This window comes from Pseudonocardia sp. SID8383, from assembly GCF_009864975.1.
GTDB lineage: Bacteria > Actinomycetota > Actinomycetes > Mycobacteriales > Pseudonocardiaceae > Pseudonocardia > Pseudonocardia alni.
This window is the reverse complement of record NZ_WWFY01000955.1, coordinates 1-10,829: the sequence shown is the minus strand read 5'-3', so window position 1 is coordinate 10,829 and position 10,829 is coordinate 1. Positions and strand designations below refer to the sequence as shown.

At 72.3% G+C, this 10,829-nt stretch carries 12 protein-coding genes; 5 read left to right on the top strand and 7 right to left on the bottom strand.

Annotated elements, in window-relative coordinates; translation table 11 throughout:
* Nucleotides 1-445 precede the first annotated feature (445 nt).
* The gene (locus GTW08_RS22750) at nucleotides 446-1,114 is read right to left on the bottom strand and encodes a DUF3159 domain-containing protein (protein WP_073576684.1); all 669 of its coding nucleotides are present in this window, start codon (nucleotides 1,112-1,114) and stop codon (nucleotides 446-448) included.
* A 154-nt stretch (nucleotides 1,115-1,268) separates the two neighbouring features.
* Between GTW08_RS22750 and GTW08_RS22745 the strand changes: the two genes are divergently transcribed.
* Nucleotides 1,269-2,057, top strand: coding sequence for an SGNH/GDSL hydrolase family protein (locus GTW08_RS22745; protein ID WP_073576913.1), 789 nt, complete (start codon nucleotides 1,269-1,271; stop codon nucleotides 2,055-2,057).
* Between the two features lie 10 nt (nucleotides 2,058-2,067).
* On the opposite strand, the gene thpD is transcribed toward GTW08_RS22745, so the two are convergent.
* The 4 genes from thpD to ectA form a co-directional block, all read right to left on the bottom strand.
* Nucleotides 2,068-2,994 (bottom strand): ectoine hydroxylase, encoded by a 927-nt coding sequence (thpD, locus tag GTW08_RS22740; RefSeq protein ID WP_073576685.1) that lies wholly within the window; start codon nucleotides 2,992-2,994, stop codon nucleotides 2,068-2,070.
* A gap of 129 nt (nucleotides 2,995-3,123) precedes the next feature.
* Nucleotides 3,124-3,519, bottom strand: coding sequence for an ectoine synthase (locus GTW08_RS22735; protein ID WP_062398314.1), 396 nt, complete (start codon nucleotides 3,517-3,519; stop codon nucleotides 3,124-3,126).
* 9 nt (nucleotides 3,520-3,528) lie between these two features.
* Nucleotides 3,529-4,782, bottom strand: coding sequence for a diaminobutyrate--2-oxoglutarate transaminase (ectB, locus tag GTW08_RS22730; protein ID WP_073576686.1), 1,254 nt, complete (start codon nucleotides 4,780-4,782; stop codon nucleotides 3,529-3,531).
* Nucleotides 4,779-5,369 (bottom strand): diaminobutyrate acetyltransferase, encoded by a 591-nt coding sequence (gene ectA / locus GTW08_RS22725; protein ID WP_083658816.1) that lies wholly within the window; start codon nucleotides 5,367-5,369, stop codon nucleotides 4,779-4,781. The genes ectB and ectA overlap by 4 nt, the downstream gene beginning before the upstream one ends.
* A 326-nt stretch (nucleotides 5,370-5,695) precedes the next feature.
* On the opposite strand from ectA, the gene GTW08_RS22720 reads away from it, so the two are divergent.
* The gene (locus GTW08_RS22720) at nucleotides 5,696-6,004 is read left to right on the top strand and encodes a hypothetical protein (protein WP_139282894.1); all 309 of its coding nucleotides are present in this window, start codon (nucleotides 5,696-5,698) and stop codon (nucleotides 6,002-6,004) included.
* A gap of 114 nt (nucleotides 6,005-6,118) precedes the next feature.
* Here the strand turns inward: GTW08_RS22720 and GTW08_RS22715 are convergent, their stop codons facing one another.
* Together GTW08_RS22715 and tatA are read right to left on the bottom strand one after the other, a co-directional pair.
* Nucleotides 6,119-6,859, bottom strand: coding sequence for an SDR family oxidoreductase (locus GTW08_RS22715; RefSeq protein WP_073576688.1), 741 nt, complete (start codon nucleotides 6,857-6,859; stop codon nucleotides 6,119-6,121).
* 53 nt (nucleotides 6,860-6,912) lie between these two features.
* The gene (gene tatA / locus GTW08_RS31180) at nucleotides 6,913-7,188 is read right to left on the bottom strand and encodes a Sec-independent protein translocase subunit TatA (RefSeq protein WP_073576689.1); all 276 of its coding nucleotides are present in this window, start codon (nucleotides 7,186-7,188) and stop codon (nucleotides 6,913-6,915) included.
* Between the two features lie 195 nt (nucleotides 7,189-7,383).
* Between tatA and GTW08_RS22705 the strand changes: the two genes are divergently transcribed.
* The 3 genes from GTW08_RS22705 to GTW08_RS22695 all read left to right on the top strand — a co-directional run.
* Complete coding sequence (locus GTW08_RS22705) at nucleotides 7,384-8,253, top strand: arpA protein (RefSeq protein WP_073576690.1); 870 nt, start codon at nucleotides 7,384-7,386, stop codon at nucleotides 8,251-8,253.
* Between the two features lie 5 nt (nucleotides 8,254-8,258).
* On the top strand, nucleotides 8,259-10,043 hold the full coding sequence (locus GTW08_RS22700; RefSeq protein WP_073576691.1) for a choline/carnitine O-acyltransferase: 1,785 nt from the start codon (nucleotides 8,259-8,261) through the stop codon (nucleotides 10,041-10,043).
* Nucleotides 10,044-10,060: 17 nt separating this feature from the next.
* On the top strand, nucleotides 10,061-10,829 hold a 769-nt coding region (locus tag GTW08_RS22695; RefSeq protein ID WP_161152500.1), incomplete at its 3' end, for an NAD-dependent epimerase/dehydratase family protein.

The window sequence follows — 10,829 nt, the reverse complement described above, 5'->3', positions numbered from 1 at the left end:
TCCGGCACGCCCGGCCCGGGCACGACCGGGCTCACCGGACGGCCACCGGGTGGGGTCTGCGTGGTCCGGCCGCGGACGGTGCCCGACGGCGGCTGCGGGACCCGGCCGCCGTGCGTGCGGGGCGGATTCGCGGTGCGCTGACGGGGCAGCCGCGGGGCGTCGGGGGCGACCACCGGGCGACCGGTGCCGGGTCGGGGAGCGGACGGCTGGGCGGGAGGACGGGCCGGGCTCGGGACGCCACGAGGGGCGTCGCCGAAGCCGGGCTCCGGGGGGCGCTGGTGCGGCATGGCTCCTTGCAGTGATCGTCGGTGCGGCGGCTCGCCCCGGGGGAACGTCCGGGAGGCCACGATTGCGCCGGACGATCACCCGAAGTGGTGACCTTCACACGACCGAGCAAAGGTCACGGGAAGATCACGATTCTAGCGCTACGAGGTGTCAGAGCCCGTCACCGGGGGTGACGGATGCCCGGGTGATCGGCCGGCAGCGCCGTACGCAGCAACGGCCACGACACGAGCACGCTCAGCCCGACCAGCACCGGGCTCAGCACGGTCCGCGCGACACCCAGGAGCACGACCTGGTCGGCCGCCCACAACGGGAGGAACACCGACAGCCGTAGGACGTACTGCGCCACCCACGCCCAGGACGCCCGCTGGTACCCGCGGAGCAGGTCCGGGTCGCGCCGCCACCTCGTGCGCTGTCCCAGCAGCCCGCCGACGACGACCCCCAGCAGCGGCCACCGCACGACGATCGAGATCGCCCAGGCCAGCGCGCTGCCGACGTTGGACACGATCTGGACCAGGAAGAAGTCCGACGCCCGCCCGGTCACCAGCGCGATCCCGGCCGCGACGACGACCCCGGCCAGCCCGAACAGCACCGCCCGCGGCCGGCGGCCGCGGTACAGCCGCCACCCTGCCACCGCGGCCCCCGCGACGATCGCCGCGCCGGCCCCCCAGTTGATCGGGAACGCCGACCCCGCCGCCCCCGCGACCACCCAGGCGAGCACGAACGCGACCACCGGTATCGAGGCGTCCACGGCACCGGCCCGGCCACCGAGCAGTTCGGCGAGCTTCGGGTCCTCCCGGGATGCGGTGTGCGGAGCGCGATCGGACGTCACCCCGCTGAGGGTGCCCTATCCCGCACGCAGGGTCGACGGGATCCGATTGGCGGACAGCCCGGAACAGGGTGATCATCGGCGTAACGCCGGACATCGTTGCGGTGAACAACAGACAAGGCACGCGGAGGACCGGGGACGAGAGGGGGCCGTGCCGATGCACCAGCAGACGCACGCACACCACCGGAGCTACGTCGCGATCGGCGACAGTTTCACCGAGGGTCTCGACGACCTCACCCCCGACGGCCGGGCCCGCGGCTGGGCCGACCGCGTCGCCGAGACCCTCGCCCACCGCCGCCCGGGCTTCGGCTACGCCAACCTCGCCGTGCGCGGGAAGGTCCTCGACGAGATCGTCGCCGAGCAGCTCCCGGTCGCCGAACGGATGCGCCCCGACCTGATCACCTTCTGCGCGGGCGGCAACGACATCATCGGCTGGTCCTGCGACGTCGACGACCTCGCCGCCCGCTTCGACGCCGCGCTCGGCAGGCTGGTCGCAACCGGCGCCGAGGTGCTCATCTTCACCGGCTTCGACCTGCGCCGGATGCACCCGTTCATCCGCAGGCTGCGCGGCCGGATCGCCTGCTACAACGAGGACATGCGGGCCGCCGCCGAACGGCACGGCTGCCGCGTCGTCGACCTGTGGGCGATGGAGTGCCTCGCCGACCCGCGGGCCTGGGGGCCGGACCGGCTGCACCTGGTCCCGCACGCGCACGAGCGGGTCGCCTGGCGGGTGCTGGAGACCCTCGGCGAGCAGGCCCCGGACTGGCGCGGGCCGTGGCCGGAGCCCGAGGGCGGGCCGACCCCCTGGACCGCGCGCCAGGCCGAGGACCTGCGGTGGGTCACCCACCACGTGATGCCGTACCTGCGCAAGCGGCTGCGCGGCACGCACACGTGGGACGGCTACCGGCCCAAGCGTCCGGAGCTCTTACCCCTCCAGGACGCCTGAGCGCGGACGCTCAGCGGACCGGGGACCGGTCCCGGGCCGCGATGTGGGACGGACGTGGCCGCGGGGCCGAGAACGGCGCCACGCACTCGTTCTCGACGCTGTTGAACACCAGGAAGATGTTCGACCGCGGGTACGGGGTGATGTTGTCGCCCGACCCGTGCATGCAGTTGGAGTCGAAGAACGTGGCGCCGCCCGCCTCGCCGGTCATCATCGCGATGCCGTGCCGCTGGGCCAGCTTGGAGATGGACTCCGCGTCCGGGGTGCCGATCTCCTGCTCCTTCAGCGACGTCAGGTGGTAGTCCTCCGGGGTCTCCCCGACGCACGACACGAAGGTCCGGTGCGACCCCGGCATGATCATCAGGCAGCCGTTGAACGGGTGGTTGTCGGTCAGCGAGATCGAGCAGCTGACCGCACGCGGGCTGGGCATCCCGTCCTCGGCGTGCCAGGTCTCGAAGTCGGAGTGCCAGAAGAACCCCCCGCCACCGAGCCCGGGCTTGTAGTTGATCCGGCTCTGGTGCACGTACACGTCGGAGCCGAGGATCTGGCGGGCCCGGGAGAGCACCCGCTCATCGCGCACCAGCCGGCCGATCGCCTCGGAGATCCGGTGGACCTCGAAGATCGAGCGGACCTCGTCCGAGGACTTCTCGACGATGCAGCGCTCATCGGCGCGGACCCCGGGATCGTGGGCGAGCCGGTCCAGCTCGGCCTGGTACTCCACGATCTCGTCGGCCGTCAGCAGGCCCGGCACCTGCACGAAGCCGTCGCGCTCGTGCGCCTCCAGCTCCTGGGCGCCGAACATGCCGGCGCTCGCCTTCGAGCCCCACACGGTGGGCTCGGCGCGGTCGATGAAGGCGGGGGTGTTCGAGACGCGCGTGGGGTAGCGGTCCCCGGCTCCACGCACGAGACGCGGTTCGTCGTTGCCGACCAGTGCGGTCATGGACCCTCCTGTGAGTCGCTGTGGGTTCGGTGTCCCTTCGGATGGACGTCGTGTGAACGACCGCGAGGGGCGTTCCCGCTGTCACACAGCGGAAACACCCCTCGCGGTGTCGATCCCGGTACGGAGCCCTCAGTCCTCCGTGACCAGCGGGTACACACCGTTCTCGTCGTGCACCTCACGACCGGTCACCGGCGGGTTGAACACACACACGCAGGTGATCTCGGTCTTCGGGCGGAGCTGGTGCTTCTCGTTGCCGTTCAGCACGTAGATCGAGCCCGGCTTGAGCTGGTACGTGACGTCGTTGTCCTTGTCGTACAGCTCGCCCTCACCGGAGGTGATGAAGACGGCCTCGATGTGGTTCGCGTACCAGAAGTCGTTGATCGTCCCGGCCTTCAGCGTGGTCTCGTGGACCGAGAACCCCACCTTGTCGTTGGCCAGGACGATGCGCTTGCTGCGCCACTGCTGGTCCTCGGAGACCACGTCACGCTCGGTGTCGGTGATCTCGTCGATGGTGCGGACGATCATGGTTGTGGATCAGCTCCCGATGACGGTCTTGACGGACTCGCCGATGATCGCAAGACCTTCGTCGAGCTCGTCGTCGGTGGTCGTGAGCGGCGCCAGGAGCTTGAGCACCTCGTCGTTCGGACCGGCGGTCTCCAGCAGCAGCCGCTGCTCGAAGGCCTTCGAGGCCACCTTCTCGGCGAGCCCCTCCCCCTCGAACTGGATGCCCCGCGCCATCCCACGACCCTTGGTGAACATCTCGGTGCCCTGGTTGTCACCGATGATCTTGTTGAAGGCCTCCTCGACCTTCTCGCCCTTGCGCAGCGTCTCCTTCTCCAGCGTGTCGTCGGTCCACCAGTTGCGCAGCGTGTGCGTGGCGGTGACGAACGCGGGGTTGTTGCCGCGGAAGGTGCCGTTGTGCTCGCCCGGGCCCCACTGGTCGTACTCGGGCTTGATCAGCACGAGCGCCATCGGGAGGCCGTAGCCGGAGATGGACTTCGAGATCGTGACGATGTCGGGCTCGATGCCCGCGATCTCGAAGGAGAAGAACGGGCCGGTCCGGCCGCAGCCCATCTGCACGTCGTCGACGATCATCAGGATGCCCTTGCGGGTGCAGAGGTCCCGCAGACCCTGCAGCCACTCGATGCGCGCCGGGTTGAGGCCGCCCTCGCCCTGCACGGTCTCGACGATGACCGCGCCCGGCTCGTTGAGGCTGGAGCCGGTGTCGTCGAGGACCTTCTCGAACCACAGGAAGTCGGGCATCTTGCCGTCGAAGTAGTTGTCGAACGGCATCGGCGTCGAGTGGACCAGCGGGATGCCGGCACCGCCGCGCTTCATCGAGTTGCCGGTGACCGACAGGGCGCCCAGCGTCATGCCGTGGAAGGCGTTCGTGAAGTTGATCAGCGCCTCCCGGCCGCTGATCTTGCGCGCGAGCTTCAGCGCCGACTCGACGGCGTTGGCGCCGGTCGGGCCGGGGAACTGCACCTTGTACTCCAGGCCACGCGGCTTGAGGATGATGTCCTCGAACGTGGTCAGGAACTCGCCCTTGGCCGAGGTGTACATGTCCAGCCCGTGGGTGATGCCGTCACGGGTCAGGTACTCGATCAGCGGCTTCTTGAGCACCTCGGGGTTGTGCCCGTAGTTCAGGGCGCCCGCGCCACCGAAGAAGTCGAGGTAGGAGTGGCCGTCGACGTCGGTCAGACGGCTGCCCTTCGCCGTGTCGAAGACGACGGGCCAGTTGCGGCAGTAGCTCCGGACCTGGGACTCGAGATCCTCGAAAACGGTCATGTGTTCCCACCCTTGTCTGCTGCGATCGGGCCGATGAGATAGAGGTTCTCCGGCTCGTGCTCGTCACCGAGCAGGTCCGGACCGAAGAGGTCCTCCCGCTCGATCGTCATGTCGTGGCGCTCCGCGAACTTCGTGAACAGGCGGATCGAGGAGGCGTTGTCCGGCGTGATGGTGGTCTCCATCCGCTCGGCGCCCGCCTGGTCCCAGACGGCATCCAGCATCCGGCCGGCGAGCCCCGCACCGCGTGCCACCGGATCGACGCACACCTGCCAGATGAGCAGGGCGCCGTTCTCGGGGCGCAGGTAGCCGGTCGCGTAGCCGACGGCGCGACCGTCGTCGCGCCGGGCGATGACCGAGGTGCGCGCGAAGTCGCGGCACCACAGGATGTAGGCGTAACGGGAGTTCGCGTCCAGCGTCCGCGCCTCCACCGCCAGCCGCCACATGTCCACCCCGTCGGCCGGGACCGGGGAGCCGATCTCGTACGAATGGTCACCGTCGGCGTCGGCCGCCGGGGCGGGTGCGCCGGTCGCGGCGTCCCCGTCCGGAGCCGTGGACGCCCGAGGAGGAGCCTGTTCGGGAGCGGTCATGACTGACTAGGTTAGTGCCGCCCGGCGTAGGTCGCAGCCGCTGACGACCGGCGGCCGACCTCGACGCCATGATCGACGTGACCGGCGCCACAGAATGATCCGGAACCATGCGACCGGGTGTCCGCCCAGGAAGACACCGTGATCACCGGCCCGTCCGGCGGGCCCCGGAACGAACCGGCCGGACCCGTCGAGGGCACGGACGTGGCCCTCGCCACGCTCCGCGACCACCCGCCCGCAGGTTCGGCCAATCGTGCGGATGCACTTGCATCTGCACCGCTGCGGGGTGAGGATGGTTATTCCGTCGAATCGTGCCCGGAGGAGCTGCCGTGTCGGTGACACCCGCCAGTACGCGCCCCGTGGCCGTGGCGACCGCGCCGGTTGAGGAGCAGACCGTCACGGTCACCTGCGCCCGCGACAGCCGCAGCCACGTCGTGGCGCAGGCGGTGCTGGCCGACTCGCTCACCGCCGGAACCGGACACTGCACCGCGCTCTGCGGGCACGTGGTGCTGCCGGCGTCGCTGGCCTCCCCACCCGGGGACGGCTGCCTGCTGTGTGCCGAGACCTCCGGGGCCGGGCGTCGCGCCCGCCGCCGCGGACGGATCGGTTTCGGGCGTTCGGCCCGCGCCGCCTCCTGAGCGCCGCCGCCGACCGCCGACCACACAGCCGGTCCGTTCCCCCACCGCCGGCCGGGCCCCGACCCGCGCCGGTGGCTCTCCCTCACCCGCCACCGGTTCGGTCCCGCCGACGGATCAGCGCCCGCCGGACACGTCCAGCACGGCGCCGGTGACGTAGCTGGCCTCGTCCGACAGGAGCCAGGCGATCGCCGTCGCCACCTCGTCGGGGTGGCCGGCACGGCCCATCGGGATCGACGGCGCCATCCGCTCGATCCGCCCCGGCTCACCGGCCCGCGCGTGGAAGTCGGTGTCGAGCAGGCCCGGCCGTACGGCCGCCACCCGGATCCCGTCCGCGGCGACCTCCTTCGCGAGCCCGACGACGAGGGCCTCGACCCCGGCCTTCGCCGCCGCGTAGTCGTTCCACTCGTCGGGCGAGCCGAGCACCGCCGCGCGGGAGGTGATGTGCACGAGCACCCCGCCCGCTCCGCCGTAGCGGGTGGACATGCGGTGCACCGCCTCGCGCGAGCACAGCAGCGCCGCCCGCAGGTTGAGCGCGAGGACCTCGTCGATCCGTGCGTCGCTCATGTCCTCCAGGCGCTGCCGCGAGGGGGCGCCACCGGCGTTCGCGACCACTCCGGTCAGCGGCGACGGCATGGCGGCCGCCGCGTCGAACAGCTGCTCGACGCCCTCGGTGCGGGTGACGTCCGCGGCGACCGCGTCGGCGTGCACCCCGGCGGCCCGGCACTCCGCGACCACCGCCGCGGCGTCCTCGGGCGAGGCCCGGTGCCCGACGAGGACGTCCTGGCCGCGGCCGGCCAGGAGCCGGGCGGTGGCCGCGCCGACCCCCCGGCTGGCCCCCGTCACGAGCACCGTCATGCGTGGTCCGTCATGCCTGGTCCGTCATCCGTGGTCCGTCCTGTGGGCGGCCGTCAGGCCCGCTGGGTCTCGGGGCCGGGCTCCGGACGGGTGGCGCCCTCCGGCTGCCGGGTGCCCGGCTCCCGGACCTCGGTGTCGGCCCGGGTCGCGCCGCCGGGACCGATCTCCCCGGGGCGTCCGTCGTCGTCGCGCAGGCCGCGCATCTCGCTCTTCAGGATGCGGCTGGACCGGCCGACCGACCGCGCCATCTCCGGCAGCTTCTTCGCGCCGAACAGCAGGACCAGAACGACCAGCACGATCAACCAGTGGGTGGGGCTCATAGCGCCCATGACAGCCTCCTCGCTCGTCGACCGGATCAACGAACCATCCTCCGCCGGGGTTCTCCCGCGCAAGAACAGCCTCCCACGGCGCACGGAAACTGATCGCTCGGTCACTCACCGTTGATCCGGCGGCCTCGAACGGGTTTGGATGACGGTGACACCGTGGGCGGCACCGGCGCTGCCCGGGGACGAAGGAGCTGATCCGTGCAGCCGACCGCACTCGCGGCCCCGCAGGAGCTCGACCCGGTCGACCTGACCCGCTACCCGGTGCACGAACCGGGCTCGTCCGGGTGGGAGGACGCGGTCCGGCGGGCCCGCGCCCAGCTCGCCGCCGACGGCTGCGCGGTGCTCCCCGGGTTCGTCCGGGCGTCGTGGCGGGACCGGCTGCGGACCGAGGGCGAGGCGGTCGCCCCGCTGGCGCACTACGAGACCGCCGTGGTGAACGTCTACAACACCGACCCCGACCCCGCGCTGCCCGCCGACCACCCGGCGCGGGTACCGATGGAGCGGGGCAACGCCTTCGTCGCGCGCGACCGGATCCCGGCCGCCGCGCTGATCCACCGCCTGTACCCGCAGCCCGCGTTCCGCGCGTTCCTCGCCGCGTGCACCGGCGTGTCCGAGCTGTACGAGCTGGCCGACCCACTGGCCGGGCTGTGCCTCAACGTCGTCGGCGACGGCCGATCGCACCCGTGGCACTTCGACACCAACGAGATCGCGATCAGCCTGCTCACCCGCGCCCCGGAGGTCGGTGGGGTATTCGAGTACTGCCCGGACATCCGCAGCACGACGTCGGAGAACACCGGCGACGTCGCGGAGGTCCTGCAGGGGCGGGGCGGTGACCGGGTCCGGCGGCTGGTGCTGCGCCCCGGTGACCTGCAGCTGTTCCGCGGCCGGTACTCGCTGCACCGGGTGACCGAGGTGCGCGGCGACACCGCCCGGCACACGGCGATCTTCTCCTACAGCACGCGCACCGGGGTGGTCGGCAGCGCGGTCCGCACCCGCCAGCTGTTCGGGAGGACACTGTCCGAACACGGGGGGTCGCGTACCGTGCGTGTCGACGGGCTGCTGGACTGACGCCCGTGACCACCACGTTCGCGGCCGATGACGACCTGCCGAAGGTGCCGCTCCCGACCCTGTCCGCCTCGGTCGACCGGTTCCTGGAGTGGTGCGCCCCGCTGCTCACCCCCGACGAGTACGCCCGCACCGAGACCGCCGCCCGAGAGCTGCTCGCCGAGGGCGGCCCCGCGTCGGTGCTCCAGGCCGATCTCGAGCGCTTCGACGCCGGCGCCCACAGCTGGCTGGACGCGTTCTGGCCGTCGCGCTACCTGGGCCGGCGCGACCGGATCGCGCTCAACGCGAACTTCTTCTTCCTGTTCGGGCCGGGATCGACCACGGACCCGTGCGAGCGGGCCGCGCAGCTCACCGTCGCCGCCCTGGGGCACAAGGCCGATCTCGACGCCGGGACGTTCCCGCCGCTGGTCAACCGCGACGTGGCTCAGTCGATGGACCAGAGCCGCCACATCTTCTCCACCACCCGCATCCCGGGCGACCCCCAGGACACCGTCCGCACCCCCTACAGCGACGACTGGCCGGGTCCGTCCACCGAGCGGCACGTCGTGGTGCTGCACCGCGGCCGGATCCACCGCCTCGACGTGATCGGCGAGGACGGGGCGGCGCACACCGCCGGGGAGATCGCGGACGCGCTGCGGGAGATCCGCGAGACCCACCCCGAGCGGGCCGCCACCGGCGACGCGGTCGGCGCGCTGACGACCCTGGCCCGGGCCGAGTGGGCCGCGGTGCGGGACCGGCTGACCGGGCTGGATCCGGCCAACGCCGAGGCCGTCGACCTGGTGGAGCGGGCACTGCTCGCGGTCTGTCTGGACGAGACCGACCCCGCCGACGAGGAGTCCGCCGCGCGGACCCTGCTGGCGGGGGACTCCGGCGACCGTTGGTTCGACAAGGCGCTGTCGATCGTCGTGCTCGCCGACGGCACCGCCGGGGTCAACATCGAGCACTGCGAGCTCGACGGCACCACCGTCCTCACCCTGGTCGACGCGATGTTCGCCGACCCGCTGCAGGTGCACGCCGAGCGGATCGGGGCCCGTCCGCAGGGCGTCCCGTCGCACGCCGAGCTGCGGTTCGTCCTCGACGACGACCTGCGCGCCACCGTGGCCCGCGCGCACGACGAGTTCTCCGCGTTCCTCGACGCCACCGCCACCGAGCTCGTCGCCTTCGACGACTTCGGCGCGCGCGACGCGAAGGCCCTGAAGTGCTCCCCGGACGCCTTCGTGCAGGCCTGCTACCAGGTCGCGCACCGGCGGGCCAAGGGTGTCACCGGGGCCACCTACGAGTCGATCGCGACCCGGCAGTTCCGGCGCGGACGCACCGAGGCGATGCGGGTGATCACGCCGGAGATGGTGACCTTCGTCGACGCCATGGGGGACCCGCAGGCCTCCGACGCCGACAAGGTCGACACCTTCCGGGCCGCCGCCGCGGCGCACGGCGCCCGCGCGAAGCAGTGCCAGCAGGGCGACGCGCCCGAGCAGCACCTGTGGGAGCTGGACTGGATCCGGCGCCGTCGCGGGGCGGAGCTGGGCGTCACCGAGCAGCTGGCGGTGTTCGACTCCCCCGGCTGGACGATCATGCGCGACGACTGGCTGTCGACCAGCTCCGCGCCGTCGGACAACATCCGGTACTTCGGGTTCGGCTCGACCAGCTCGCGCTGCATCGGGGTGGCCTACGTGCTGCTGCCCGACCGCTTCCACGTGCACCTGTCCACCCCGGCCGACCAGGCCGAGGGGATGCACGCCTTCGCCCGGGAGCTGCGGACGGCGGTGACCGAGCTGCGGAACCTGCTTGCCTGAGCGGGTTCACTGGTGGGATGGAGCGCGTCCTCGTCACCGGCAGTTCCGGCCACCTCGGTGAGGCGCTGGTCCGCACGCTGGCCGGCGACGGGGTGCCCGTCGTCGGTCTGGACCGGCGGCCCTCGCCGTGGACTGCGGTCGTCGCGTCGCTGACCGACCGCGACGCCCTGCGGTCGGCGCTGCGCGGGGTCAGCCACGTGCTGCACACCGCGACGCTGCACAAGCCGCACGTCGGCTCCCACAGCAGGCAGGACTTCGTCGGCACGAACGTGTCGGGCACGCTGGCGGTGCTGGAGGAGTCCGCCGCCGCGGGGGTGCGGGGCGTGGTGTTCACGTCCTCGACCAGCGCGTTCGGCCGCGCGCTGACCCCGGCGCCGGGCGGGCCCGCGACCTGGATCGACGAGACCGTGGTGCCGCGGGTGCGCAACGTCTACGGCGCCACGAAGACCGCCGCCGAGGACCTGTGCGAGCTGGCCGCGCTGGACCCGGGGCTGCCGGTGGTGGTGCTGCGGACCTCGCGGTTCTTCCCCGAGGCCGACGACCGCGACGAGGTCCGCGCCGTCCACGACGACACCACGCTCAAACTGGTGGAGTTCTGCCACCGGCGGGTCGACGTCGCCGACGTCGTGTCCGCGCACCTGGCCGCGGCCCGGCGGGCGCCCGAGCTCGGGTTCGCCCGCTACGTGGTCAGCGCACCGCCGCCGTTCCACCGGTCAGACCTCGCCGAGCTGGGCCGCGACCCGGCCGCGGTGCTGGAGCGGCGGGCCCCGGCCCTCGCCGCGCTGC